This window comes from Pseudomonas sp. 7-41, from assembly GCF_021233075.1.
In the GTDB taxonomy this organism is placed as follows: Bacteria; Pseudomonadota; Gammaproteobacteria; order Pseudomonadales; family Pseudomonadaceae; genus Aquipseudomonas; species Aquipseudomonas veronii.
In genome coordinates, this window is sequence record NZ_CP089551.1 from 6,067,493 (window position 1) to 6,093,909 (window position 26,417).

Sequence of the window (26,417 nt, forward strand, 5' to 3'; positions counted from 1 at the left end):
ATTACGAAATCAGGCTAGCCTTGACCAGCTTGGCCTGCTCATCGGCGTGGTACGAGGAACGTACCAGCGGGCCCGACGCGACGTTCTTGAAGCCCATCTTGTAACCTTCCTCGGCGAACCAGGCGAAGGTGTCCGGGTGAACAAAACGCTGTACCGGCAAGTGGCTGCGCGATGGTTGCAGGTATTGGCCGAGGGTCAGCATGTCGATGTCGTGTTCGCGCATGCGCTGCATGACTTCGATCACTTCCTCGTCGGTTTCGCCCAGGCCGAGCATCAGGCCGGATTTGGTCGGGATGTGCGGCATCATCTGCTTGAATTTCTGCAGCAGGGTCAGCGACCACTGGTAGTCCGAACCTGGACGCGCCGCCTTGTACAGGCGTGGCACGGTTTCCAGGTTGTGGTTGAACACATCCGGCGGCTCGGCGGCGGTGATTTCCAGCGCGACGTCCATGCGGCCACGGTAGTCCGGCACCAGGGTTTCGAGCATCACGTCCGGCGACAGCTTGCGGATTTCGCGGATGCAGTCGGCAAAGTGCTGGGCACCGCCGTCACGCAGGTCGTCGCGGTCGACAGAAGTGATTACCACGTACTTGAGTTTCAGGTCGGCGATGGCGATGGCCAGGCTTTCCGGCTCGTTGACGTCCAGTGGCTTCGGCCGGCCGTGGCCGACGTCGCAGAACGGGCAGCGACGGGTGCAGATGTCACCCATGATCATGAACGTGGCAGTGCCGCCGGAGAAGCATTCGCCCAGGTTCGGGCAGGACGCTTCTTCGCACACGCTGTGCAGCTTGTGCTTGCGCAGCAACGCCTTGATACGGTCGACTTCCGGCGAGACCGGGATACGCACGCGAATCCAGTCAGGTTTTTTCGGCAGTTCGGTGGTCGGGATGATCTTGACCGGGATGCGTGCAACCTTCTCGGCGCCGCGCAGCTTGACGCCGGCTTCCACCTTGGCACGCGGGGCCTGGGCCGGACGTTCGGTGACGTCCAGCGTCGGGATCATGGTTTGCACTGCATCAGTAGTCATAATCAGTCGATTCCGCCCGTAAGGGTCGTCTGCTCAGCATAGTCGAGGTGTTTGACGAGCTGCGCACGCAGCCGGGCACTTACCTCGGCAAATTTAATCGGTGTGGCGTGGTCGCTCAACTGGGTCATCGCCAACCCGGCATAACCGCACGGGTTGATGCGCCGGAACGGCGCCAGGTCCATGTCCACGTTCAACGCCAGACCATGAAACGAACAACCGTGGCGAATGCGCAGCCCCAGGGAAGCGATTTTCGCACCATCCACATACACACCGGGTGCATCGGGCTTGGCCACGGCGCTCACGCCGTAACTGGCCAACAGCTCGATCAGGCAAGCCTCCATACGGTTCACCAGGTCGCGCACGCCAAACCCCAGCTTGCGCACATCCAGCAGCAGATACGCCACCAGTTGACCGGGCCCATGGTAAGTCACTTGACCCCCTCGGTCGACCTGCACCACCGGAATATCACCCGGAAGTAGCAGATGCTCGGCCTTGCCGGCCTGGCCCTGGGTGAACACCGGCGGGTGTTCCACCAGCCAGATCTCATCGGGTGCCGAGGTGCCGCGCTCGTTGGTGAAGCGCTGCATCGCGTGCCAGACGGGCTCGTAGTCCATCCGGCCGAGCTCGCGAAAGCCCAGGACCTGTGGCATCACAGCACCATATGTACGAAGCCGGTGGCCCGCAGTTCGCTGTTGATGTCGTAAAGCTGGTCTTGACCGGTCGCAACGATGTGCAACTGGATCGTGGTGTACTTACCGTTGGTGCTCGAACGCTCATCCACACGGTTGTCGTTGATCGTCGCGTGTTTACGCACGATGTCGAGAATCTTGTCCTTGTTGCCCACACCGGTATCGCTGATCACCTTGACGGGATAATCCGTCACCGGGAATTCGATCTTTGGCGCCTTTACTTCTTTATCGGTCATGGCGTAACGGCCTCGTAAGCGTAAGCCGTGGCGACGGGCAAAGCCCCGCGTCGGATCAACACGGGGCTTTGCAGGTGCACACTTATCAGTTGAACAAGCTGTAGAAGAACAGGCGGATGCTATCCCACACGCGGCGGAAGATACCACCCTCGTCGACGGCATCCAGGGCGATCAGGTCGGCACTGTGTACCACTTTATCGTCCAGCTTCACTTCGACCTTGCCGATCACGTCGCCCTTGGCGATTGGCGCAACCAGGTGCGGGTTCATGGTCATGCTGGCCGCGAGCTTTTTCAGCTGGCCTTTAGGCATGGTCAGGGTCAGGTCTTCAGCCAGGCCGGCCTTGACTTGCGAGGTTGCGCCTTTCCATACCGGCGCGGTCGCCAGTTCAGCACCCTTCTGATAGAAGGTCTGGGTTTCGAAGAAGCGGAAACCGTAGGTCAGCAGTTTTTGCGTCTCGGCCGCACGGGCCTGCTCGCTGTTGGTGCCGAAGACCACGGCGATCAGGCGCTGGCCATCACGCACGGCGGACGACACCATGCAGTAGCCGGCTTCTTCGGTGTGGCCGGTTTTCAGACCGTCGACGGTCTTGTCGCGCCACAGCAACAGGTTGCGGTTAGGCTGCTTGATGTTGTTCCAGAAGAATTCCTTCTGGGAGTAGATCGCGTAGTGGACCGGGTCGACACGAATGATCGCGCGCGCCAGGATCGCCATGTCGTGAGCCGACGAGTAGTGCTCTGGGTTCGGCAGACCGGTCGGGTTCATGAAGTGACTGTTGGTCATGCCCAGGTCGGCCACGGTTTTGTTCATCATGTCGGCGAACGCGTCTTCGCTGCCGGCGATGTGCTCGGACAGGGCGACGCTGGCGTCGTTACCGGACTGGATGATGATGCCGTGCAGCAGGTCGCTGACCGTCACCTGCGAGCCGACCTTGATGAACATCCGCGAACCACCGGTGCGCCAGGCGTTTTCGCTGACGGTCACCGGGTCGTTTTCGCCGATCTGGCCGCGACGGATTTCCAGGGTCGCGATATAGGCTGTCATCAGCTTGGTCAAGCTGGCGGGCGGCAGGCGCTGGTCACCGTTGTTTTCCACCAGCACGTTGCCACTGGCGGCATCCATGAGGACCCAGGCCTTGGCGGCCAGTTGCGGTGAAGCCGGCACCATTTCAACCGCCCAGGCGGCCGGGGTGATGATCAGCGAGATAAGCAGGCACGTGCGTTTGGCTAAGGTGATGATGTTCATCCGTCTCTCGAAATTACGTATGGAAACTTGCCCTCGCGGGCAAAACTTATTCAGACAGCCCGTTACCGGTCTGTCGCGTGTTCGGTTGCCTGCTCACCCCTTGCCCCTGGGTTTTATTGTTCAACGAGCCAACAACCAGGGCCCAGGCCCGCGCACGGACCTGAACCATCAATCCTTTACGGTTTATTCGGCGCTGACCACGCTGGGTTGCCCCAGGTTGGCCAGGCGCACGCTGTTCTGCACTTGCGCGACCTCGCTCGGCGAACCGATCGGGCCCATACGCACACGGTGCAGGGTCTGTTGATTACGCACGATGGAACTGATGAAGACCGGCGCATTGACCATACTGCTCAGCTTGGACCTTAACAGCTCTGCCGCATCCGGGTTGGCGAAAGCGCCCACCTGCAGGTATTGCCCACCGGCAGCCGAAGCACCCGGTGCGGCGCGAGGCACCACGACCGTGTCGGGCGCGTGCTGTTGCGCGGGTGGCGTCCACTGCTCGATCTTGCCGGTCGAGGCTGTGACTTGCGGTTGCGCGGCTTGCGGCTCGTTGAGCATCAACGGTGCCGGTTTGCCACGCTGGGCCCAGTATTGCGCGGGGTCGATCCCTTCGACCTTGACCCGCGCGGTGCCGGTTTCGGCATAACCGAGTTTCTTCGCGGCGGCGTAGGACAAGTCGATGATCCGGTCCGAATAGAACGGCCCGCGATCGTTGACCCGCAGGATCACCGTGCGGTTGTTGTCCAGGTTGGTCACGCGCACATAGCTGGGCAGCGGCAGGGTCTTGTGGGCCGCGCTCATGCCGTACAGGTCGTAGACCTCGCCATTGGCGGTGTTCTGGCCATGGAACTTGGTCCCGTACCACGACGCCGTGCCCGACTGCACGTAGGTCTTGGAGTCCTGCAGCGGAAAGTAGCTCTTGCCCAGCACGGTATAGGGGTTGGCCTTGTACGGGCCGGTGTGCAGGGTCGGCGTGGCATCCGGGATTTTCGACACGTCGACGTCCCACCACGGCGCACCGTCTTTATGCGCGCGGTTGATGTCCAGCCCCGGCTGGGAACGAATAGCGGTGCCGCCGGACTTTTGCGTCGGCGCGCGACTGGTGGAGCAACTGACAACCAGCAAGGACAACGCGGCAAACGCCACCAGCTTGAGCGGTTTTTTCAACGGCGATGCCCGCATTACTTGTTGCCCCGTGCTTGGACCAGCATGTCAGACAGTTGATGCACGGCCATGGCGTACATCACACTGCGGTTATAACGCGTGATTGCGTAGAAATTCTTCAGGCCCATCCAGTATTCAGGGCCGTTTTCGCCTTCCAGGCGGAAAGCCGTGACCGGCATATCATCGCGCAGCGCATCATGACTTGACCAGCCCAGCGCCCGCAACTCCCCGACCGTCTTGGCCGGCTCGATGCCCTGGGTCAGGCCTTCATCGGCGCGCTCGCCGCTCACGTCGGCACGGCTGACGACTGGTTCGCCGCTCACCCAGCCATGGCGCTTGAAGTAGCTGGCCACGCTGCCGATGGCATCGTCCGGGTTGCTCCAGATATTGATATGGCCGTCGCCGTCAAAATCCACCGCGTAGGCGCGAAAACTGCTCGGCATGAACTGCGGCAAACCCATCGCACCGGCGTAGGAGCCTTTGAGGGTCAGCGGGTCGACCTGCTCTTCGCGGGCCAGCAGCAGGAATTCACGCAGTTCCTTACGGAAGAATTCAGCGCGGGGCGGGTAATCGAAGCTCAAGGTCGACAAGGCATCGATCACCCGGTAACTGCCGGTGTTGCGCCCGTAGAAGGTTTCAATGCCAATGATCGCGACAATCACCTGGGCAGGCACGCCGTACTCCTGCTCGGCGCGAGCCAACGCGGCTTCGTGCTGGCGCCAGAAGTCCACGCCCCGGGCCACGCGGGCGTCGGTCAGGAACATCGGGCGATAGTCCTTCCACTGCTTCACGCGCTCGGCCGGGCGGGAGATGGCATCGAGGATCGCCTGCTTGCGCTGGGCCTCGCGGAACACGCCCATCAGCTGTTCACCGGCGAAGCCATAGTCACGGGTCATCTCACCGACGAATTCGGCGACCTGAGGTGAGCCATCGTAGTCACCGGCCTGCGCTTCGTGCATGGCGCCCAGCAGCCCGATCAGGCTCATCCAGGACGCATGCCGAGTCGCCCAGCCGCGCAATACTTGCATTGACATCTTCACCTTATTCAAACCTGTGCGATCCATTTGCGATGCGTGTGAATCGACATCAAAACCCCAAACGCTGACATCAATGTCACCAGCGAAGTTCCGCCGTAGCTAATGAACGGCAACGGCACCCCAACCACCGGCAAGAGGCCACTGACCATACCGATGTTGACGAAAACGTAAACAAAAAAAGTCATGGTCAACGAGCCCGCCAGCAATTTGCCGAACAACGTCTGCGCCTGCGCGGTGATCACCAGGCCACGCCCAATCAACAGTAAATAGATCAGCAGCAACGCGCAAATACCCACCAGGCCGAACTCTTCGCCCATCACCGCAATAATGAAGTCGGTGTGGCTCTCGGGCAAAAAGTCCAGGTGCGACTGGGTACCCATCAGCCAGCCCTTGCCAAAGACACCGCCGGAACCGATGGCCGCCTTCGACTGGATGATGTTCCAGCCGGTGCCCAGCGGGTCGCTCTCCGGGTCGAGGAACGTGAGAATCCGCTGCTTCTGGTAGTCATGCATAAAGAAGAACCACATGGCCACGGCCACCGGCACGGCAGCGGCGAGCACGCTGAGAATCCAGCGCCAGCGCAAGCCACCCATGAACAGCACGAACGCACCGCCCGCCAGGATCAGCAGCGATGTACCGAGGTCCGGCTGGCGCACGATGAGGATGAACGGCACGCCGATCAGGATCAGGCTGATCCCCACATGCTTGAGTTGCGGCGGCAAGGTGCGCTTGGACAGGTACCAGGCGATGGTCGCCGGCATCAGGATCTTCATGAATTCCGACGGCTGGAAGCGAATCACCCCCGGAATGTTGATCCAGCGGGTCGCGCCCATGGCGTTGTGGCCCATCACGTCCACCACCACCAGCAACAACACGCCGGCGACGTACCCCAGCGGCACCCAGCGCGCCATGAAACGCGGCTCCAGCTGGGCAATCACCACCATCGACAACAGGCCCAGGCCGAACGACGACGCTTGCTTGATCAGCAGGTCCCAGTTCTTGCCGCTGGCCGAATACAGCACGAACAGACTGCCGGCCGCCAGGGTCAGCAGCAGGATCAACAACGGGCCATCAATGTGCATGCGCTGCAGCAACGTCGCGCGGCGACGCATCACATCCTCACTGGAGAGGATGCGGTCAAAATTACTCTTCACTGGCCGTAACCTCGGTGCTTGAAGGGGGGCCGCCATATTCGGGCTTGAGCTTGCCGTCATCGGTCAACAGCCAGGCATCCATCACTTGACGGACCACCGGCGCGGCGACGCCCGAACCGGACTCGCCGTTCTCGACCATCACGGCGACCACGATCTTCGGGTCGTCCGCCGGAGCGAAGCCGACAAACAGGGCGTGGTCGCGGTGGCGCTCCTGGACTTTGGAACGATCATATTTTTCGCCTTGCTTGATCGCGACCACCTGGGCCGTACCGCTCTTGCCGGCAATGCGATATTGCGCGCCGATCGCCGCCTTGCGCGCCGTGCCCCGGGCGCCGTGCATCACCTGCTGCATGCCGTGGTTGACCTTGGTCCAGTCCGACGGGTCACGCAGCACAATGTCCGGGATCGGGTTTTCATCCACCGGCTTTTCGCCTTCGATGGTGCGGGCCAGGTGCGGACGGTTCCAGATGCCTTTGTTGGCCACCAACGCCGTGGCCTGGGCCAGTTGCAGCGGTGTCGCCTGCATATAGCCCTGGCCGATGCCCAGGATCAGAGTCTCGCCGGGGAACCACGCCTGGCGGCGGGTCGCACGCTTCCATTCGCGCGACGGCATCAGGCCTGGGGATTCTTCGAACATGTCCAGGGAGACTTTCTGACCCAGCCCGAACTTGCCCATGTAGGCCGACAGGCGATCGATCCCCAGCTTGTGGGCCAGGTCGTAAAAATAGGTGTCGTTGGACCGCATGATCGCGGTGTCCAGGTCGACATAGCCGTCACCGGTGCGGTTCCAGTTACGGTATTTGTGATCGTAATTAGGCAGCATGTAGTAGCCGGGGTCGAACACGCGACTCGACGCCGTGACCACGCCCGCGTCCAGGCCGGCAATCGCTACCGCCGGCTTGATCGTCGAACCCGGCGGATACAGGCCGCGCAACACCCGGTTGAACAGCGGCCGGTCGATGGAATCGCGCAGCTCGGCGTAGGCCTTGAAGCTGATCCCGGTCACGAACAGGTTGGGGTCGAAACTGGGCTGGCTGACCATGGCCAGGACTTCGCCGGTACTCGGGTCCAGCGCCACCACCGCGCCACGGCGCCCGCCCAAGGCCATCTCGGCCGCTTCCTGCAACTTGATGTCCAGGCTCAGCACAATGTCCTTGCCCGGCACCGGATCGGTACGCTTGAGCACCCGCAACACGCGGCCGCGGGCGTTGGTCTCGACCTCTTCGTAACCCACCTGGCCGTGCAGCTCGGGCTCGTAGAAACGCTCGATGCCGGTCTTGCCGATATGGTGGGTGCCGCTGTAATTGACCGGATCGAGGCTTTTCAGCTCTTTCTCGTTGATCCGCCCCATATAACCGACGGAGTGCGCGAAGTGCGGCCCTTGCGGGTAATGCCGCACCAACTGCGCCACCACTTCCACGCCCGGCAGGCGGAACTGGTTCACCGCGATCCGGGCGATCTGCTCTTCGGTCAGCTCGAACAGGATCGGTACCGGCTCAAACGGCCGACGCCCCTGTTTCATGCGCTTTTCGAAGATCGCCCGGTCTTCCGGGGTCAGTTGCAGCACGTCGACGATCACATCGAGAACCTGCTGCCAGTCGCCGGAGCGTTCGCGGGTCATGCTCAGGCTGAAGCTGGGCCGGTTATCCGCGACCACCACGCCGTTGCGGTCGAAAATCAGGCCACGGGTCGGCGGAATCGGCTGCACATGCACCCGGTTGTTTTCCGACAGAGTGGAGTGATAGTCGTACTGGATCACCTGCAGGAAATACAGGCGCGCGATCAACACCCCGATCAACGTCACCACCATGATCGCGCCAAAAACCACGCGCGAGCGCACCAGACGTGCGTCTTTCTCGTGGTCCTTGATGCGGATCGGCTGAGTCATCGGGAGGGGCGCAGACTATTTGTGGTAAGGGTGCCCGGACAGAACTGTCCAGGCGCGATACAGCTGTTCACCGATCAGGATCCTTACCAACGGGTGCGGCAACGTCAGCGCCGACAGCGACCAGCGTTGGTCCGCCCGCGCGCAGACCTCCGGCGCCAGCCCCTCGGGGCCGCCGACCATGAAGTTGACGGTGCGCGAGTCCAGGCGCCAGCGATCCAGTTCCACCGCCAATTGCTCGGTGCTCCAGGGTTTGCCGTGGACTTCGAGGGTGACGATGCGCTCGTTGGGACCGACCTTGGCCAGCATGGCTTCGCCTTCCTGACGGATAAAGCGCGCCACGTCGGCGTTCTTGCCCCGGGTATTGAGCGGAATTTCCACCAGCTCAAGCGACAGCTCGGCGGGCAGACGCTTGGCATATTCATGCCAGCCTTCTTCCACCCACTTGGGCATGCGTGAACCGACAGCGATCAGACGCAGGCGCACAGCCGTTCCTTATTCCTGGTCTTTGTTGAGCTTGTCGAAGTGCGCGTGGCCCACTTCCGGACTGTGGTGCTTGCCATCAGCGGCACGGCTCTGTTCGGCGCCTTTCCACAGACGCTCCAGGTCGTAGAACTGACGGGCGTTGGAGGTCATCATGTGAACGATCACGTCGTCCATGTCCAGCAGCACCCAGTCGCTGTCGCCCTTGCCTTCTTCACCCAGCGGCTTAACGCCCTGGGCTTTGACGGCTTCGCGCACTTTGTCGAGCATCGCGCCGATCTGGCGGTTGGAGGTACCGGTGGCGATGATCATGAAGTCGGTGATGCTCTGCTTGTCGCGCACGTCCAGCACCTGGATGTCCTGGGCCTTGACGTCTTCCAGGGCCGCCACGGCGACTTTCACCAGTTCTTCGCCAGCCAGTTCCGGGCCAACGTGGGCTTCAACCGGCAGTGGCGCGCTCTTGAAGGTGCCTTTGCGCTTAACTTTGCTTACGTCTTTGTTCGTCATATAAAACTCGTTTTGCTCGTATGTTCGGGCGCTCGCTGCACGACTGTTCGTGCGTTCAAGCGCGCCTTTTCAGTTCGACGCACGGTAAAGCCCGTGCGCATCGATGTAGGCCAGGACCGCGTCAGGCACCAGGAAACGTACCGACTTCCCGCTGGCCAGCAGTTGACGGATCTGGGTGGCGGACACCGCAAGCGGGGTCTGCCAGACGAATGCAATATTCCCGTTCGGCCCGGTCAGGGCCAAGGGGTCACTTACCGACCGCGCGGCCAGCAGGTTGCGCAAGGCATCCGGCGGTTCGCTGTCGGCATCCGGGCGTTGCAAAACCAGGATGTGGCAATGCTGGAGGAGTTCCTCCCAGCGATGCCAAGAGGGCAGGCCGCAAAATGCGTCCCAGCCCAAAAGCAGAAACAACTGGTCGTCCGCGGCCAACTCGGCACGCATCAGTTCCAGGGTGTCGACAGTGTAGGACGGTTTATCGCGCTTGAGCTCGCGGTCGTCCACCACCAGCGGCGGTATGCCAGCTACGGCAAGGCGCACCATTTCCAGGCGCTGCTGCGCTGACACCTGCGGCGTATCGCGGTGCGGCGGCCGGGCATTGGGGGTCAGGCGCAATTCATCCAGCGCGAGGGCATCCGCGACTTCCAGGGCACTGCGCAAATGGCCGATATGCACGGGGTCAAAGGTGCCGCCGAGCAACCCGATGCGTTTACCCATCAAGCGCGCACATGCCCGTCGCCGAACACTACGTACTTCTCGCTGGTCAGGCCTTCCAGGCCAACCGGGCCACGTGCGTGGAGCTTGTCGGTGGAGATACCGATCTCCGCGCCCAGGCCATACTCGAAGCCGTCGGCAAAACGCGTCGAGGCGTTGACCATCACCGAAGCGGAGTCCACTTCGGTGAGGAAACGCCGGGCATCGCTGAAATGCTCGGTAACAATGGCATCGGTGTGCTTGGAGCCGTATTTGTTGATGTGCTCGATGGCCTGATCCAGGTCGTCGACGATGCGGATCGACAGGATCGGCGCCGTGTACTCGGTGTACCAGTCTTGCTCGGTGGCTTCGATCACGTCCGCGCCGAGCAGCGCACGGGTGCGCTCGCAACCGCGCAGCTCAACGCCCTTGTCGCGGTAGATGGCAGCCAGCGGCGGCAGCACGCGATCGGCAATGCCGGCGTGCACCAGCAGGGTTTCCATGGTGTTGCACGGCGCGTAACGGTGGGTCTTGGCGTTGTCGGCGATGCGGATCGCCTTGTCGATGTCGGCGGCGATGTCGATGTAAACGTGGCAGACGCCGTCCAGGTGCTTGATCACTGGCACCTTGGCATCACGGCTGACGCGTTCGATCAGGCTCTTGCCACCGCGCGGCACGATCACGTCGACGAATTCCGGCATGGTGATCAGCGCGCCGACGGCGGCGCGGTCGGTGGTTTCCACCACTTGCACCACTTCGGCCGGCAATTCGGCCACGGCCAGGCCCTGCTGGATGCAGGCGGCAATCGCACGGTTGGAGTGGATCGCCTCGGAACCGCCGCGCAGGATGGTGGCGTTGCCAGACTTGAGGCACAGGCTCGCGGCGTCGATGGTCACGTTCGGGCGCGACTCATAGATGATGCCGATCACGCCCAGGGGCACGCGCATCTTGCCGACCTGGATGCCGGACGGCAGGTAACGCATATCGCGGATTTCACCGATGGGGTCAGGCAGCTTGGCCACCTGACGCAGGCCTTCGATCATGTCGTCGATACGCGCCGGGGTCAGCGCCAGGCGGTCGAGCAACGCCGGTTCCAGGCCATTGGCGCGGCCGTTGGCCAGGTCCAGTTCGTTGGCGGCGGTCAACTCGGAGCGCGAAGCATCCAGAGCATCGGCGGCGGCCAGCAAGGCACGGTTTTTCTGCGCGGTGCTCGCACGGGCGATCAACCGCGAGGCCTGACGGGCAGCGCGACCCAGGCGGGTCATGTAGTCAAGAACGGACTCAGTCATGGTCAGGGAGTCTTGGCAAAGAGGAAAGCGGCAGATTATAGCTGTGACGCCGCCCGACTGACAGCGGTGAGGGGCGGATGGTCGAAATGAACTGTAAAAACCTGGGGTTCAGCCGTAATTAAGGTGGGAGTTGTTATTATTCCGTCACATTTAGCCGTATTAACCCTGAAGGCCATGTCGAGTTTCCCCCCCCAACTCCCCGCCAGCGCCCTGCCCGACCGCTTCTTCGACCGCGACGCGCAACTGCTTGCGCGGGAATTGCTCGGCAAAATCATTCGTCATCGGGTCGGCGATCTCTGGCTTTCGGCGCGGATTATTGAAACCGAAGCGTATTACGTGGCCGAAAAAGGCAGCCATGCCTCACTGGGCTACACAGAAAAACGTAAGGCTTTGTTTCTGGATGGCGGTCATATCTATATGTACTACGCCCGTGGCGGCGATTCGCTGAACTTCAGCGCCCAGGGCCCGGGCAATGCAGTATTGATCAAATCCGCCTATCCCTGGGTCGATGAGACCTCCGGCCCGGCCAGTTTGGCGCAGATGCTGCTGAACAACCCGGACGCCAATGGCAGGCCACGCGCCTCGCAGAAGCTCTGCGCCGGCCAGACCTTATTGTGCAAGGCGCTGGGCCTGAAAGTGCCGATGTGGGATGCCAAGCGCTTCGACCAGGAGCGGCTCTATGTAGAAGACGTCGGCCAGGTGCCGACGCACATTATCCAGACCACCCGCCTGGGCATTCCCGGCGGCCGGGACGAACACTTGATGTACCGCTTCGTCGATGCAGGCTATGCGCCTTATTGCACGCGGAACCCGCTGCGCCGGGGCCAGGTCGAAGGCCGCGACTATTTTTTGATTTGAAACGGTGACGAGGGAGTGAAGAATCATGGGCCAATGGCTCGATAGCATCACCGGCTGGCTGACCCTGAACCCCCAATGGCTGGCGGCGGCGGTGTTTATCGTGGCGTGCGTGGAATGCCTGGCCATTGCCGGTTTGATCGTGCCCGGCACCGTGCTGCTGTTCGCCATTGCCGTGCTGGCCGGCAACGGTGCGCTGTCGCTGAGTGAAACCCTGCTGCTGGGTTTTCTCGGCGGCCTGGTGGGCGATGGGGTGTCCTACTTCCTTGGACGCCATTTCCACCAGAACATCCGGCGCCTGCCCGGCCTGCGGCATCACCCTGAATGGATGAACGGCGCCGAGACCTACTTCCACAAGTATGGCATCGCCAGCCTGCTGGTCGGACGTTTCATCGGCCCGTTGCGCCCCATGCTGCCGATGGTGGCTGGCATGTGCGACATGCCGTTCCCACGCTTTGCCCTGGTCAGCATTCTCGCGGCGGCCGGCTGGACAGTCGCGTACCTGCTGCCGGGCTGGGCGACCGGCGCGGCTTTCCGCCTGCCATTGCCGGCGGGGTTCTGGCCCGAGGCGGGAATTGTCGCGGCATGCCTGGCGGTGTTGCTGGGGCTGAGCTTGAACAGCAGCCTGCGCGGCCATCGCCGTGTCACAGGGTGGATAGGTTGCGCCAGCCTGACCCTGTTGATCGCCCTGTTTATCGGCTACCCGCACCTCAACGACTTCGACCAGGGGCTGAGCGCCCTGGTGCAGGAGCATCGCAGCGCCTGGCTGGACGAGACCATGGTGAGGCTCACCCAACTGGGCGAGTTCAAGAAGATGTTTGTCGCCAGCGCCCTGTTCACCGGCCTGTTGTTACTCGCACGCCAATGGCGCCACGCGCTGTTTGTCGGCATCACGCTGGGCGTGGCCGCGGTGATCAATACCGCCACCAAGCTGTTTTTTGCCCGCGGTCGCCCGGAAATCCTCACCGACCCGCTGACCAGCTTCAGCATGCCCAGCGGCCACGCCTCCGGCGCATTCGCGTTTTTCCTGGCGCTGGCGGTATTGGCCGGGCGCGGACAGCCCACGCGCCTGCGCCTGACCTGGCTGCTGCTGGGCTGCATCCCCGCGGCATTCATCGCGTTGTCGCGGGTTTACTTGGGTGCCCACTGGCCCACCGACATCCTCGCCGGAATGCTGCTGGCGATGAGCGTGTGTGCATTGAGCCTGAGCGCAATCCAATACCGCAGCCCGCTGCCGCCGATGTCGCAGAAAGCCTGGTGGCTGGTATTGCCTGCCGTGGTGGCGGTGCTCGGCTTCATCGCCTTCAGCGGCACCTCGCACGCCCTGCTCAGGTATGCCTACTGACCCTTGGCCGGGCCGATCCAATCGATTGGCGCGGTTCGGCGCTCAACGCAACGTTCGCGCCGCTCCAGCAGCATTTCATCGGCAATTTCTGCGGCACGCTCGGCGATGTATTCCGGGCCGCGCTGTGCATCCTGCGCGAGCAGTTGTGAGGTAATGCTGACAAAAAAAGCGTCCCAGGCCGCCTGCTCCGATTGCGCTAGCCGAATCATGTTCATCCCCTGATCAGTGGTTGTGTGATCGGAAACTATTTCAGCCCGCGCGATGGGAGCAACGCAGAAATGTCTGAAAGCAGCACCAGACAATTCTGAAGATCAGGTGAACAGCTCACCTTGCAGTTCATCCAGCAGCCTCTGGATCGCATCCAGCCGTTGTTGCGGATCGTCGAGTTGCAGCAGGTCGATCTTGTCGGCCTCGGTGAACGGCAGCAAATACGCCAATTGATTGCCCAGGGCCTGCTGGCCGTCGGCATCGGCGCCCATGTCCAGCGAGGCCACCATCGGGTGTTCGGCCAGGGCCTGGAGCAAGGCCTGCAGGTCGGCGTCCGCCTCTTCCAGCGCGTGGTCCGGCCGCTCTTCCAGCCATTGCACCTCGGCCACCAGCAACTGGTCCTTCTGCACCTCGGCATCGCGGACACGGAAGCGCCGCCCGCCCTCGACACGAATGCCCAGCAGGCCGTTATCCTGCTGTTTGAAGTCGCGAATCAGCGCTTCACAGCCGATCAGCGCGTAGCCATCCGGGGCCGCGCCCACCTCTTTGCCGTCGAAGATGCACACCACGCCGAAACTTTCGCCCTTTTTCATGCAGCGGCTGATCATGTCCAGGTAGCGCGCCTCGAACAATTGCAGGTCGAGGGTGCAGCCAGGGAACAGCACGGTGTTGAGCGGGAACAGCGCCAGACTCATAAAGGTTTCCTTAACCCTGGTTCAAACAATCACCGACACGGCCAGCGGCAGGAACACCGCCGTCGCCACGCCCATCAGACTCATGGCCAGCGCCGCAAAGGCGCCGCACTCTTCGCTTTCCTGCAGGGCCACCGACGTGCCGACGGCGTGAGCGGTCATGCCCAGCGCCATACCGCGCGCCTCGGGGCTGTGGACGCCCAGGCGCGACAAGTACGCCGGGCCGATCATCGCCCCGATCACGCCGGTGATCAGCACGAACACCGCGGCCAACGCGGCCACGCCGCCGATCTGCTCGGCCACCAGCATGGCAATCGGCGAGGTCACCGACTTGGGTGCCATGGTCATCAACATCCTGTGTTCGGCACCGAACCACCAGCCCAGCAACACACACAGGCCGGTGGCCAACACACCACCTATCACCAGCGTAGTAAAAATCGGCCAGAACAATTGACGAATCCGACGCAGGTTCAGATAGAGCGGCACCGCCAGGGCCACAGTCGCCGGGCCCAGCAGGATGCTCATGATCTCGGTGCTCTTGCGGTACTCGGCGTAACTCAGGCCACAGGTGAGCAGCACGCCGATCACCAGCAGCATGGACACCAGCACCGGCTGCAGGAAGATCCAGCGGGTTTTCTCGAAGCCCGCGAGCACCAGTTGATAGGCACCGAGGGTGATGCCGATGCCGAACAGCGGATGATGAATCACCGCCGCCCATGCGCCTTGCCAGTCGAAGGTCATGATTGCTCCTCCTGCTGCGCCTGGCGCTTGACCAGTTTTTGCATCAGCACGCCGACGAACCCCATGGCGATCACCAGCGACAACACCAAGGCGCCGACGATGGCCCAGAAGTCTGCGGCGATGTCCTTGGCATACACCATCACCCCGACCGCCGGCGGCACCAGCAGCAAGGGCAAGTAACGCAGCAGGCTGCTGGCCGCCAGGCTCAGCGGCTCGCCGACTTCGCCGCGCCACACCAGGTAACCCAGCATCAGCAGCAGACCAATGATCGGCCCCGGCAACACCGGCAGCAGCAAATGGTTGATCGCCGTGCCGATCAATTGAAACAGCACCAGCCATGTCAGACCGCGTAACAGCATCCGTCCTTCCCCCCTCAAGACCCACCCGCATTATAAGCATGCCCGCGCTATGCTCCGGCATTCGCCATAAGCATGGTGGGTTGACCGGGCTGGTTGCCCATGATGATCTAACATGGTTCTCGCACATCAATAAAAACCGATGAACCAAGGAGAGACGCAATGCCCTATGTACCCGTAGCGCAGCTCAAAGATTATGTCGGCAAGGAACTGGGACGTTCCGACTGGCTCACCATCGACCAGGCCCGCATCAACCTGTTCGCAGAAGCCACTGGCGACCATCAGTTCATCCACGTCGACCCGGTCAAGGCCGCGCAAACCCCGTTCGGCAGCACCATCGCCCACGGTTTCCTGTCGCTGTCGCTGATGCCCAAGTTGATGGAAGACATCCTGATCATGCCCGAAGGCCTGAAAATGGCGGTCAACTACGGCTTGGACAGCGTGCGCTTTATCCAGCCGGTGAAGGTCAATTCCAAGGTCCGCCTGAACGTGACCCTCACCGACGTCACCGAGAAAAAACCCGGCCAATGGCTGTTCAAGGCCACCGCCACCCTGGAAATCGAAGGCCAGGAGAAACCCGCTTACATTGCCGAGTCGTTGTCGCTCTGCTTCGTGTAACCGCCTCCTTGTTCCCTGTAGGAGCTGGCTTGCCAGCGAAAAGCCCCCAGACGCCACATTCCCCCTGAATGCTCGCGTTTTCGTTGACCACCTTCGCCGGCAAGCCGGCTCCTACAGGTCATCATTCCCCAACAGACCACTAGGTATGGCTCCTTCGCTGCGGCATACTCGGCGCTCAATTATCCGGATCCCGCTATGCGCCCACTCGCTCCCCTTGCCCTTGTCCTGTTGCTCACCGCTTGCGGAGACGGCGAATCGCTGTTGCCGCCCGATGCGCGCCTGCCCGACGGCGGCCGTTACCGGGGTGATGTGGTCAATGGCTTGCTGCAAGGCCAGGGCCGCGTGGACTACCCCAACGGCAGTTGGTACGCCGGCCAGTTCGACAAAGGCCTGTGGCACGGCCAGGGCGAATGGCATGGCAGCAACGGCGAAGTCTATAAAGGCCAGTTCCAGCAAGGCCTGTTTGACGGCCAGGGCAGCCTGACCACTGCGGGCAGCCACTATGTCGGTGGCTTCAAGCAAGGCCGGCGCAACGGCGAAGGCACCCTCAAAGAGGGGCAAATGACCTATCGCGGCGAATTCAAGGACGACCAGTATTCCGGCCTCGGGCGCCTGGAGCTGGCCGACGGCAGCCAATACCAGGGCCAGTTCGCCCACGGCAAGCCCAACGGCGAAGGCCAGCGCAACGACGACAGCGGCAACCAGTTCAGCGGCCACTTCGTCGATGGCCAGCTGGAAGGCAACGGCACCTTCAACAGCGCTGACGGCGACATCTACGTCGGCCAGTTCAAACAGAACCAATTGAACGGCAAGGGTCGCTACGAAAACGCCGACGGCGACGTGTGGATCGGCCAGTTCAAGGAAGGCGCCCTCGGCGGCAAGGGCGAGTTGATCGGCGTCGATGGCAGCCACTACATTGGCCAGTTCAGCGATTGGCGCTTCAGCGGCGAAGGCCGCCTGAACCTCACCGACGGCAGCTTCTATATCGGCGGTTTCGACAGCGACAACTACCAGGGCCGCGGCACCCTGGTGCTCGCCGACGGCACCGTGCAAGCCGGCACCTGGGTCAACGGCATGCGCGTGCGCGACGCCGACGGCAAGCTGTTGCCCGACCCGTTGGAAATCGGCGTGCTGGCCCAGGGCCGCCTGCTCGATGCTGCCCTCGCCGCCGTGCCGCCCTCGACCCCAGCCGTGGAACTGTACACCCTGGTACTCGCGGGCGACGGCAAACAGAGCGTGTTCCTGCGCGAAGCCGATTACGTCAGCAATATGCTCGCCAGCCGCTTCGGTGCGCGCGGGCAGATTCGCCTGGTCAACCACCGCGACCATATCGCCGACCGCCCCCTGGCTACCCGCGAAAGCCTGCGCCGTGCGGTGCAGACCCTGGCCGAACGCAGCGGGCCGGAGGACCTGGTGTTTATCTACCTGACCAGCCACGGCACCCACGAAAGCGAACTGGTGCTCGATCAGCCGCGCATGGAGCTGGCCGACCTGCCGGCCGATGAGCTCGCCGCAGTACTCACGCCGTTGAAGAACCGCGACAAGGTCGTGGTGATTTCCGCGTGCTACTCCGGCGGTTTCATTCCCGCGCTGAAAGACGAGCACACCTTGATCATGACCGCTTCCCGCGCCGACCGCGTGTCGTTTGGCTGTTCCGAGGAAGCCGACTTCACCTACTTCGGCGATGCCCTTTTCGCCCAAGCCTTCAACCAGACCGACGACTTGCAGCAAGCCTTCAAGCTGGCGCAACTGCACGTGACCGAACGCGAACAGGCGGACAACTTCGAAGCCTCCGAACCGCAGATCTGGGCCCCCAAAGGCGTGATCGCCCATTGGCAACTATTACGCAAGCAGCAAGCACGAAAGGCGCTCGAAAGCGTCTCAATGAATAGCAAGGAAGCTAAAGGCAACTAAGCTGTAACGTGTAACAAAGGGGGAAACACCATGTACCTGACGCCTCAGCATATTTTGCTCGCAGGAGCCTCTGGCCTGACCGGCGAACACCTGCTCGATCGCCTGCTCAACGAACCCACCGTGACCCGTGTGCTGGCGCCCAGCCGCAAGCCGTTGGCCGAACATCCACGCCTGGAAAACCCAGTGGGCGACCCGGCGGTGGTCCTGCCGCAACTGCGTGGCCAGGTCGATATCGCCTTCTGCTGCCTGGGCACCACGATCAAGCAAGCCGGCTCCGAGGAAGCCTTTCGCGCGATCGACCTGGACCTGGTCGTGGCCTTTGCCAAGCGCGCACGGGAAATGGGCGCGCGGCACCTGATTGTCATCAGCGCGATTGGCGCCGACCCGAAATCCTCGATCTTCTACAACCGGATCAAAGGGCAAATGGAAGACGCCTTGAAAGCCCAGGGTTGGCCGCAACTGACCATCGTGCGGCCGTCGCTGTTGCTGGGGGAGCGCCTCGAACCGCGCCTGGCCGAGCAATTGGCCGGGCCGTTGTCACGGCTGATTCCAGGCAAGTACCACGGCATCGAAGTGTGCGAACTGGCACGCGCCATGTGGCGCCTGGCGCTGGAAGAGCAAGATGGTGTGCGCGTGGTCGAATCGGACGAGTTGCGCAAGCTGGGTAAATAAACCCTGCCAACCGAGCTGCCAGCTCAACATGTGGGTTCAGATGGGGCCTGAGCGCGGAGTCACAGCCCACCCGTGGCGTTGAACCCTACCCCCAACACCGTCAACACCGACAGCGGCAACAGCAGGGTATCGAGCAACGCGCTGGCTGGCAGGTCGACGCCGGGATAGCTCGGCGCCTCGGCGCCAAAACGGTCCATCGCGCAACAGCCGCCGTTCATCGCATACAGGTCCAGCCGCGTGCCGGCATACACCACCGGCGCGCCAGGCTTCGCCGCATCCAGCGTGCGCGCGGTGGCGCAGCCCGCCAGTTGCAACGCCAGCAACACCAACAGCGCCTTATTCATCGCTGCTCAAATGGTGCTCACCCCAACGCGGGAGCATGTCCTGGGGAATGTTCAGCAGGTTGAGAATCCGCGCCACCACAAAATCCACCAGGTCATCGATGGTCTGCGGCTGGTGATAGAAACCGGGCGACGCCGGCAAGATGGTCACGCCCATGTTCGACAACTTGAGCATGTGCTCCAGGTGAATGCTCGAATACGGCGCCTCACGCGGCACCAAAATCAGCTGGCGCCGCTCTTTCAACGTCACATCGGCGGCCCGTTCGATCAAATTGTTGCAGGCGCCCGTGGCAATCGCCGACAACGTACCGGTGGAACACGGCACCACCACCATCGCCGCCGGCGCGCCGGAGCCGGAGGCCACCGGAGACATCCAATCCTCTTTACCGTAAACCTTGATCTGCCCCGCCGCCGCACCGGTGTACTCGGTGAGGAACGCCTGCATCATCTGCACCTTGGGCGGCAGCGCGACATCGGTCTCGGTGGCCATCACCAGTTGCGCGGCCTTGGAGATCAGGAAATGAACTTCACGCTCCTCGCGCACCAGGCAGTCGAGCAGGCGCAAGCCATAGGGCGCGCCGGATGCGCCGGTCATCGCCAGCGTCACGCGCTCGGGCCCGCTCATTTCAGGGCCTCGGCCAATTTGCCGTGCAGGCCGCCGAAGCCGCCGTTACTCATGACCACCACGTGGGTGCCGGGCGTGGCCTGTTGCTTGACGTGTTCAATGATGCCTTCGATCGAATCGCAGACCGTCGACGGCACGTGACACAGCGCCGCAATGGCGGGCAGGTCCCAGCCGAGGTTGGCCGGTGCGTACCAGACCACTTGGTCCGCATCATTGACGCTCTCCGGCAAGCCATCGCGGTGCGCGCCGAGCTTCATGGAGTTGGAGCGCGGTTCGATAATGGCAATGATCGGCGCATCACCGACCCGCTTGCGCAGGCCATCAAGGGTGGTGGCAATCGCCGTCGGGTGGTGGGCAAAGTCGTCGTAGATGGTAATCCCATTCACATCGGCAACCTTTTCCATGCGTCGTTTCACACTTTTGAACGCACTCAAGGCCGCGATGCCCATGGAAGGCACCACGCCAACATGCCGTGCCGCCGCCAGGGTGACCAAGGCGTTGGCAACGTTGTGCTGGCCGGTCATGTCCCAGTCGACCACACCCTGGGCCTCGCCTTCGAACAGCACTTCAAATGTCGAACCGTCTTCACTGAGCAACCTGACCTGCCACTGCCCGCCCGCGCCGGTGGTTTGCACCGGCGTCCAGCAGCCCATGTCGATGACGCGCTGCAAGGCCGGCTCGGTGGTCGGGTGGATCACCAGGCCCTCACTCGGGATGGTGCGTACCAAATGGTGGAACTGCCGCTCGATGGCTGCCAGATCGGGGAAGATATCCGCGTGATCGAACTCCAGGTTATTCAGGATCGCCGTGCGCGGGCGGTAGTGGACAAACTTGGAGCGTTTGTCGAAGAACGCGCTGTCGTATTCATCGGCTTCGATCACGAAGAACGGCGTATCGCCCAGGCGCGCCGACACCGAGAAGTTCTGCGGTACGCCGCCGATCAGAAAACCCGGGCTCATGCCCGCGTGCTCCAGCACCCAGGCCAGCATGCTGCTGGTGGTGGTCTTGCCATGGGTGCCGGCTACCGCGAGTACCCAACGGCCTTGCAGCACATGGTCGGCCAGCCATTGGGGGCCGGACACATACGGCAAACCTTTGTTCAGTACGTACTCGACCGCCGGGTTGCCCCGAGACATGGCGTTGCCGATCACCACCAGGTCGGGGACCGGATCGAATTGGGATGGATCATAGCCCTGGGTCAATTCGATGCCCTGGGCTTGCAGTTGCGTACTCATGGGCGGATAGACGTTGGCATCGGAACCCGTCACATGGTGGCCCAACTCCTTGGCCAGAACCGCCATCGAGCCCATGAAAGTACCGCAAATACCGAGAATATGAATGTGCATGGTCGACCTCGTAAAACATCGAGGCAGGTTAGCGCAGGGAGGGGGAAATCGCACTCTTTTAGCGGTACACGCCAGCTCAATCGTCTGAATTCGGCCGGCAGTGCGGTCGTTGAGCCCGGTGCCGTCACCCGCCGTGACTGCACCGGACTCAGCGTATACGAGGGGTCATTATGGGGTGTCAATTAATAACCCGCATCAGACAAACTGCATCGAGGATGGCGGCCCCTTCGGCTCCAACACCGTATTGATACGGGAGATCTGGTTTAAAACAGCCTGATTGCGTCGATCCAATGTTTCAAGGCGGCGCACAGGGTCTTTCTCGGTGGCGGCGGTATCACTTTTAAAAGGCCTGAATATAAAATCATTTTCCTTAGAGATTAATTCCAAGTTCGACTCGACGGTGTCGTATTGCTTTTCCAACATATCAAGTCGGGCAGTTGTCTCGGTTGGCCAATCGGGGCTTTTATCCAAGGCTTGACCCTCGCTCCCTTCGGTATAGGCCTGGATCGTATTACTGACCAAGAGCAGTTTTAATTCCGCATTGTCCAAGTGCAACGCCAGGTCTTGCGGCGATGAAGGACTCGGCGCCGATCCCGCCACACCGTTCTGTTGACTCGGCGCGGGCTGGTGCGCGGGAGGAAGTAAGGGGGTATTGGCGCTGAACGCCCCCTTGATCTGCTCGCCACTCCATACGGAGCCTGCGTAAGTACCAATACTCAATGGCGTACTGACCAAGCCGTTGACTGCGGCATTCACGAAAGCGTCCCGTGTCACGGTTTTCAGATCTGGCCCGGTCTTGAACACGCCAGCCTTGACCAGGCGATCGGCAGTGACGAGGTTTTGCGCCACCTCGCCAAACGTCTTGGGAACGGGGTGAGACCTGGAAGGAAGGGTAGAGCCCCCGAACCGGTTGTTATTAATCAGATCTCGAAAGGGCTTATTAGATGCATGAGTGGAAGGTGGGTTTGAGAAAAACGGTCCCTTATTAACCTGAGTATATTGACCGGGCGTCCCAGACGGCACGCGGGAAGTGCTATGCGTCGGCCTGCGGAAAAAACGTCCGAAATCAATTCCCCTTTTGCTACGAACCTGCGTGTCCGAGTTCAAACGTTCAGCATCATAAGTAAGCTCGGAGCGATCATTTTGCCAAGTAGCCGAAGCGGCGTTGCGCGGGTTACCGGTCGATCCAGTATTATTGGCAGCTTGAGTAACATCAGCTGAAACGTCACTGGACGGTACTGTAGTATAAGTTGGAACACCTGTAACATTCATAATCATCACCTTAGTCAGTCAATAAAAACTTGCATTCACTGGGTGACAAAAATATCTATCTCAGTTCCACCGAAACAACATTACATGCATTTACTTCCGCGCCAGCCAGGACATACTTTTTCAACAATTAACCCACAAAAGCAAAAACAGTAAATCCCCCTACAACCAACAATTAAAAACCGCCCCCACACATTCGACAACAACTTACGAATTACAACGCCGAACGCAGTTCAATGCCATGTTTGCGTAACTTTCGATATAACGTGTTGCGGCTCACCCCCAACCGTTCAGCCACAAGGGTCATATGCCAGCGCTGCTGCGTCAGGACCTTCAACAATGCCAGGCGCTCGGCATCCTCAAGCAGCGACAGCGGGGGGACATCCGCAGCAGGCGTAGTCAAGGACGCCGGGCGGATCATCGGCGGCAAATCATCGACACCGATCAACGCGCCGTCACACAGTGCAACCAGGGTACGCAACACCGTGCGCAACTGCCGCACATTGCCCGGCCAAGCGAACGCCAGCAATGCCTGACGCGCGCCGGCATCGAGCGTTATCGTCTGCTCCCCGGCTTCCTGGGCCAGCAGAAAATCCAGCAATTGCGGCTTATCACTGCGCTCGCGCAACGGCGGCAAGCCGATTTCGAGGCCATTGAGTCGGTAGTACAAATCTTCACGAAAGCTGCCGGCCTGCACACGCTGCAACAAATCACGGTGGGTGGCGCTGATGACTCTAACGTTTACCGCCTGGGGCTCGCCGCCGATGGGCACTACCAGGCGATCCTCCAGCACCCTCAAGAGCCGGGTTTGCAAAGCCAGGGGCATGTCGCCGATTTCATCCAGGAACAACGTGCCCCCATCTGCCTGTTGCAGCTTGCCGCGCATGCCTTCCTTGCGGGCACCGGTGAAACTGCCGCCGCGATAGCCGAACAGTTCGCTTTCGATCAGGCTTTCCGGGATGGCGGCGCAGTTGAGCGCAACAAAAGCCTTGTCCGCACGCTGGCTGGCCTGGTGTACGGCCTTGGCGAAGGCCTCTTTGCCGGAACCGGTTTCACCGTTGACCAGCAGCGGCACATCACGCTCGAACACGCGCAACGCCTTGCGAAAATCGCTTTGCAACGCGGAATCGCCCAAGCAGATACCGAGCAGACGCTCGGGCTTGGCGGCAACCACCGGCTGCGGCGGTACGGGCACCGGCACACTGCGCGGCTGGCCGCGCAACGCGGCAAACAGATGTCGACCGTCCCGCGTCCGCAGCGGCCAACTCGCTGTGGCATTGGCGCTGGCGCGGCCCAGCAGTTGATCCAGGGTGCATTCGAAAAGCGCTTCCACAGGCTGCCCCAGCAAGCCACCACGCATCTGCCCCAACAGGTTCAGGGCACTTTGGTTGACTGCGCAAATGCGCCCTTCGCCGTCGAACGCCAGCAGCCCTTCACTGAACAAGCCCACGGACTCCGCCTGCAAGTGAAAACGCAGCAGCCAGTGGTGTTCAAAGTGACGCAGGAAGTAACAACTCTCGATCATCTTCGCCGACAGGTTGACCAGCGCCATGGTGTGGAACTGGCTCTGACGCGACACCGCTTCCCGCGCCGACGACACGTCCAGCACCGCCAGCAACTCACCATGGGGATCGAACACCGGGCTCGCCGAACAGGTCAGCCCGGTGTGGCGCCCGCGAAAATGCTCATCGCGGTGAATGGTCAACGACTGGCGCTCCACCAGGCAGGTGCCGATGCCATTGGTGCCTTCGCAGGCCTCGCTCCAGTCGGCGCCGAGCCACAACCCGGCGCGCTCGAAAATCTTGCGCTCGGACGGCGCGGTGACGCAGTTGAGGATCACCCCGCGCGCGTCGGTGAGCAACACGGCGTGACCGGCGCCCGAAAGTTGCTGATGCAGGCTGTTCATCTCGCCGCCAGCGATGTGCAGCACCTGCTGCAGGCGCTCGCGGCTTTCCAGCAGACGGCCATGTTCGAGCACGGTGGGGGCGATGCTCAGCGCAGGGTCGAGGTGATAATCCTCCAGGCAACGCAGCCAGGAGCGGGCGATGGACGGGTCGCTGCCGGGGCCCTGGGAAAGGTCTTGCCCACGGGTCACGGTCAAGACTTGCTGGGCATGGCGACTGAAATGATCGTGATGCATGTTCTTATTATTCTCCCTGCGTGAGAACGTCCAGCATCCCCCAGCCACCCGGCCATTGCAATCCCGCGCCGCCCCACCGGTCACAGGTTGTACCGTGCATGGCACAAACTGTCACACAAACTGTACCAAGGCTGGCACAGCCGCACTTTTTGGCTCTCGCCAACCCCCTGATTTAACTGGCTTGCAAGGCAGTGGCCCGACCTTTGCTCTACGCTTTATCAAGCGCTTGCCGCGCTGCACTCCAATAAACATAAAAAGCCAGGAGATACCCACCATGCGTTACGCACACCCCGGTACTGAAGGCGCCATCGTTTCGTTCAAGGCCAAGTACGGCAACTACATCGGCGGCGAATTCGTGGCGCCGATCGATGGCAACTACTTCACCAACACTTCCCCGGTCAACGGCAAGCCCATCGCCGAATTCCCACGTTCCACCGCCAAAGACATCGACAAGGCGCTGGACGCCGCGCATGCCGCCGCCGACGCCTGGGGCAAAACCTCTGCCCAGGACCGCTCGCTGGTGCTGCTGAAGATCGCCGACCGTATCGAACAGAACCTCGAACTGCTTGCCATCACCGAAACCTGGGACAACGGCAAGGCCGTGCGTGAAACCCTCAACGCCGACATCCCGCTGGCCGCCGACCACTTCCGCTACTTCGCCGGTTGCATCCGCGCCCAGGAAGGCAGCAGCGCCGAAATCAACGAACACACCGCCGCCTATCACTTCCATGAGCCCCTGGGCGTGGTCGGCCAGATCATCCCGTGGAACTTCCCGCTGCTGATGGCCGCCTGGAAACTCGCCCCGGCCCTGGCCGCCGGCAACTGCGTGGTGCTCAAGCCGGCCGAGCAAACCCCGCTGGGCATCAACGTGCTGATGGAAGTCATCGGCGACCTGCTGCCGCCGGGCGTGCTGAACGTGGTCCACGGTTTCGGCAAAGAAGCCGGCGAAGCCCTGGCCACCAGCAAGCGCATCGCCAAGATCGCCTTCACCGGCTCTACCCCGGTGGGCGCGCACATCATGCATTGCGCGGCCGAGAACATTATTCCGTCCACCGTTGAACTGGGTGGCAAGTCGCCGAACATCTTCTTCGCCGACATCATGAAAGCCGAACCGCAATTCATCGAGAAAGCCGCCGAAGGCTTGGTGCTGGCGTTCTTCAACCAGGGCGAAGTGTGTACCTGCCCATCCCGCGCGCTGGTGGAAGAGTCGATCTACGACGACTTCATGAAAGTGGTGATGAAGAAGGTCGCGTCGATCAAGCGTGGCGACCCGCTGGACACCGACACCATGGTCGGCGCCCAGGCGTCCGAGCAGCAGTTCGACAAGATCCTGTCGTACCTGGAAATCGCCAAGGGCGAAGGCGCCGAGTTGCTGGCCGGCGGCAAGGTCGAGAAGCTGACAGGTGATCTGGCCACCGGCTATTACATCCAGCCGACCCTGCTCAAGGGCACCAACAAGATGCGGGTGTTCCAGGAAGAAATCTTCGGCCCGGTGGTGAGCATCACCACCTTCAAGGATGAAGCCGAAGCCCTGGCGATCGCCAACGACACCGAGTTCGGCCTCGGCGCCGGCCTGTGGACCCGCGACATCAACCGCGCCTACCGCATGGGCCGGGCGATCAAGGCGGGCCGCGTGTGGACCAACTGCTACCACCTGTACCCGGCGCATGCCGCGTTTGGCGGTTACAAGAAGTCCGGCGTCGGTCGTGAAACCCACAAGATGATGTTGGATCACTACCAGCAGACCAAGAACCTGCTGGTGAGCTACGACATCAATCCATTGGGCTTCTTCTAACCCAACACCGCCGGGGCGATAACCGCCCCCGTAGGAGCGAGCTTGCTCGCGAAGAACCTCAACGATTACGCGGATAGCCTGGCTCTGCGCGGTGCTC

27 protein-coding genes are annotated in these 26,417 nt (G+C 61.8%); 6 read left to right on the plus strand and 21 right to left on the minus strand.

Annotated elements, in window-relative coordinates:
• Position 1 precedes the first annotated feature (1 nt).
• The 12 genes from lipA to LQ249_RS27665 all read right to left on the minus strand — a co-directional run bounded on the left by lipA (position 2) and on the right by LQ249_RS27665 (position 11,404).
• The gene (gene lipA, locus LQ249_RS27610; protein ID WP_162231495.1) at positions 2 to 1,003 is read right to left on the minus strand and encodes a lipoyl synthase; all 1,002 of its coding nucleotides are present in this window, start codon (positions 1,001 to 1,003) and stop codon (positions 2 to 4) included.
• A gap of 26 nt (positions 1,004 to 1,029) precedes the next feature.
• Positions 1,030 to 1,677: a lipoyl(octanoyl) transferase LipB gene (lipB, locus tag LQ249_RS27615; RefSeq protein ID WP_046381930.1), complete on the minus strand. Its 648-nt coding sequence runs from the start codon at positions 1,675 to 1,677 to the stop codon at positions 1,030 to 1,032.
• Positions 1,677 to 1,952, minus strand: coding sequence for a DUF493 domain-containing protein (locus LQ249_RS27620; RefSeq protein ID WP_017848340.1), 276 nt, complete (start codon positions 1,950 to 1,952; stop codon positions 1,677 to 1,679). Before LQ249_RS27620 ends, lipB begins: the two co-directional genes overlap by 1 nt.
• Before the next feature lie 85 nt (positions 1,953 to 2,037).
• The gene (locus tag LQ249_RS27625) at positions 2,038 to 3,195 is read right to left on the minus strand and encodes a D-alanyl-D-alanine carboxypeptidase family protein (RefSeq protein ID WP_046381929.1); all 1,158 of its coding nucleotides are present in this window, start codon (positions 3,193 to 3,195) and stop codon (positions 2,038 to 2,040) included.
• 183 nt (positions 3,196 to 3,378) lie between these two features.
• Complete coding sequence (locus tag LQ249_RS27630) at positions 3,379 to 4,377, minus strand: septal ring lytic transglycosylase RlpA family protein (protein ID WP_017848342.1); 999 nt, start codon at positions 4,375 to 4,377, stop codon at positions 3,379 to 3,381.
• Positions 4,377 to 5,387 (minus strand): lytic murein transglycosylase B, encoded by a 1,011-nt coding sequence (gene mltB / locus LQ249_RS27635; protein ID WP_046381928.1) that lies wholly within the window; start codon positions 5,385 to 5,387, stop codon positions 4,377 to 4,379. The genes LQ249_RS27630 and mltB overlap by 1 nt, the downstream gene beginning before the upstream one ends.
• A gap of 17 nt (positions 5,388 to 5,404) precedes the next feature.
• Positions 5,405 to 6,508 carry a rod shape-determining protein RodA gene (gene rodA / locus LQ249_RS27640; RefSeq protein ID WP_017848344.1) on the minus strand — a complete coding sequence of 368 codons (1,104 nt, stop codon included), beginning with the start codon at positions 6,506 to 6,508 and terminating at the stop codon, positions 5,405 to 5,407.
• A 31-nt stretch (positions 6,509 to 6,539) separates the two neighbouring features.
• Complete coding sequence (gene mrdA, locus LQ249_RS27645; protein WP_046381927.1) at positions 6,540 to 8,438, minus strand: penicillin-binding protein 2; 1,899 nt, start codon at positions 8,436 to 8,438, stop codon at positions 6,540 to 6,542.
• A gap of 15 nt (positions 8,439 to 8,453) precedes the next feature.
• On the minus strand, positions 8,454 to 8,921 hold the full coding sequence (gene rlmH, locus LQ249_RS27650; RefSeq protein WP_003176297.1) for a 23S rRNA (pseudouridine(1915)-N(3))-methyltransferase RlmH: 468 nt from the start codon (positions 8,919 to 8,921) through the stop codon (positions 8,454 to 8,456).
• Positions 8,922 to 8,930: 9 nt separating this feature from the next.
• A complete protein-coding gene (rsfS, locus tag LQ249_RS27655) occupies positions 8,931 to 9,425 on the minus strand; it encodes a ribosome silencing factor (protein WP_003176298.1) in 495 nt (164 codons plus the stop codon).
• Positions 9,426 to 9,494: 69 nt separating this feature from the next.
• Positions 9,495 to 10,139 (minus strand): nicotinate-nucleotide adenylyltransferase, encoded by a 645-nt coding sequence (nadD, locus tag LQ249_RS27660; protein ID WP_017848346.1) that lies wholly within the window; start codon positions 10,137 to 10,139, stop codon positions 9,495 to 9,497.
• Positions 10,139 to 11,404: a glutamate-5-semialdehyde dehydrogenase gene (locus LQ249_RS27665; protein ID WP_046381926.1), complete on the minus strand. Its 1,266-nt coding sequence runs from the start codon at positions 11,402 to 11,404 to the stop codon at positions 10,139 to 10,141. The genes nadD and LQ249_RS27665 overlap by 1 nt, the downstream gene beginning before the upstream one ends.
• Before the next feature lie 174 nt (positions 11,405 to 11,578).
• Here LQ249_RS27665 and LQ249_RS27670 point away from each other — a divergent pair, with 174 nt between their 5' ends.
• A complete protein-coding gene (locus LQ249_RS27670; protein WP_232566039.1) occupies positions 11,579 to 12,262 on the plus strand; it encodes a DNA-3-methyladenine glycosylase in 684 nt (227 codons plus the stop codon).
• A 25-nt stretch (positions 12,263 to 12,287) separates the two neighbouring features.
• The gene (locus LQ249_RS27675; RefSeq protein ID WP_128191679.1) at positions 12,288 to 13,604 is read left to right on the plus strand and encodes a bifunctional DedA family/phosphatase PAP2 family protein; all 1,317 of its coding nucleotides are present in this window, start codon (positions 12,288 to 12,290) and stop codon (positions 13,602 to 13,604) included.
• On the opposite strand, the gene LQ249_RS27680 is transcribed toward LQ249_RS27675, so the two are convergent.
• The 4 genes from LQ249_RS27680 to LQ249_RS27695 all read right to left on the minus strand — a co-directional run bounded on the left by LQ249_RS27680 (position 13,598) and on the right by LQ249_RS27695 (position 15,603).
• Complete coding sequence (locus LQ249_RS27680; protein WP_026140195.1) at positions 13,598 to 13,813, minus strand: hypothetical protein; 216 nt, start codon at positions 13,811 to 13,813, stop codon at positions 13,598 to 13,600. The genes LQ249_RS27675 and LQ249_RS27680 overlap by 7 nt on opposite strands.
• Before the next feature lie 102 nt (positions 13,814 to 13,915).
• Positions 13,916 to 14,506: an LON peptidase substrate-binding domain-containing protein gene (locus LQ249_RS27685; RefSeq protein ID WP_017848351.1), complete on the minus strand. Its 591-nt coding sequence runs from the start codon at positions 14,504 to 14,506 to the stop codon at positions 13,916 to 13,918.
• Positions 14,507 to 14,527: 21 nt separating this feature from the next.
• Entirely contained in the window at positions 14,528 to 15,244 is a 717-nt protein-coding gene (locus LQ249_RS27690) for an LrgB family protein (protein ID WP_017848352.1), read from the minus strand.
• The gene (locus LQ249_RS27695; protein WP_017848353.1) at positions 15,241 to 15,603 is read right to left on the minus strand and encodes a CidA/LrgA family protein; all 363 of its coding nucleotides are present in this window, start codon (positions 15,601 to 15,603) and stop codon (positions 15,241 to 15,243) included. Before LQ249_RS27695 ends, LQ249_RS27690 begins: the two co-directional genes overlap by 4 nt.
• Before the next feature lie 159 nt (positions 15,604 to 15,762).
• On the opposite strand from LQ249_RS27695, the gene LQ249_RS27700 reads away from it, so the two are divergent.
• The 3 genes from LQ249_RS27700 (at position 15,763) to LQ249_RS27710 (ending at position 18,804) form a co-directional block, all read left to right on the plus strand.
• Positions 15,763 to 16,218: a MaoC family dehydratase gene (locus LQ249_RS27700; protein ID WP_017848354.1), complete on the plus strand. Its 456-nt coding sequence runs from the start codon at positions 15,763 to 15,765 to the stop codon at positions 16,216 to 16,218.
• A gap of 195 nt (positions 16,219 to 16,413) precedes the next feature.
• Positions 16,414 to 18,132: a C13 family peptidase gene (locus LQ249_RS27705; protein ID WP_128191677.1), complete on the plus strand. Its 1,719-nt coding sequence runs from the start codon at positions 16,414 to 16,416 to the stop codon at positions 18,130 to 18,132.
• Positions 18,133 to 18,162: 30 nt separating this feature from the next.
• Positions 18,163 to 18,804: an oxidoreductase gene (locus LQ249_RS27710; RefSeq protein WP_046381921.1), complete on the plus strand. Its 642-nt coding sequence runs from the start codon at positions 18,163 to 18,165 to the stop codon at positions 18,802 to 18,804.
• 59 nt (positions 18,805 to 18,863) lie between these two features.
• Here LQ249_RS27710 and LQ249_RS27715 read toward each other — a convergent pair whose 3' ends face one another.
• From LQ249_RS27715 to LQ249_RS27735, 5 genes are all read right to left on the minus strand, one after another.
• Entirely contained in the window at positions 18,864 to 19,148 is a 285-nt protein-coding gene (locus tag LQ249_RS27715; protein ID WP_017848357.1) for a YceK/YidQ family lipoprotein, read from the minus strand.
• Positions 19,141 to 19,770, minus strand: coding sequence for a flavin prenyltransferase UbiX (gene ubiX, locus LQ249_RS27720; protein ID WP_010206807.1), 630 nt, complete (start codon positions 19,768 to 19,770; stop codon positions 19,141 to 19,143). The genes LQ249_RS27715 and ubiX overlap by 8 nt, the downstream gene beginning before the upstream one ends.
• Positions 19,767 to 21,116: a UDP-N-acetylmuramate:L-alanyl-gamma-D-glutamyl-meso-diaminopimelate ligase gene (mpl, locus tag LQ249_RS27725; RefSeq protein ID WP_017848358.1), complete on the minus strand. Its 1,350-nt coding sequence runs from the start codon at positions 21,114 to 21,116 to the stop codon at positions 19,767 to 19,769. Before mpl ends, ubiX begins: the two co-directional genes overlap by 4 nt.
• A gap of 195 nt (positions 21,117 to 21,311) precedes the next feature.
• Positions 21,312 to 22,388, minus strand: a complete 1,077-nt coding sequence (locus LQ249_RS27730) for a hypothetical protein (RefSeq protein WP_134939558.1) — start codon at positions 22,386 to 22,388, stop codon at positions 21,312 to 21,314.
• A 211-nt stretch (positions 22,389 to 22,599) separates the two neighbouring features.
• Complete coding sequence (locus tag LQ249_RS27735) at positions 22,600 to 24,525, minus strand: sigma-54-dependent Fis family transcriptional regulator (protein ID WP_057005937.1); 1,926 nt, start codon at positions 24,523 to 24,525, stop codon at positions 22,600 to 22,602.
• 274 nt (positions 24,526 to 24,799) lie between these two features.
• Here LQ249_RS27735 and exaC point away from each other — a divergent pair, with 274 nt between their 5' ends.
• Positions 24,800 to 26,320 carry an acetaldehyde dehydrogenase ExaC gene (gene exaC, locus LQ249_RS27740; protein ID WP_017848361.1) on the plus strand — a complete coding sequence of 507 codons (1,521 nt, stop codon included), beginning with the start codon at positions 24,800 to 24,802 and terminating at the stop codon, positions 26,318 to 26,320.
• The last annotated feature ends 97 nt before the right edge of the window (positions 26,321 to 26,417 follow it).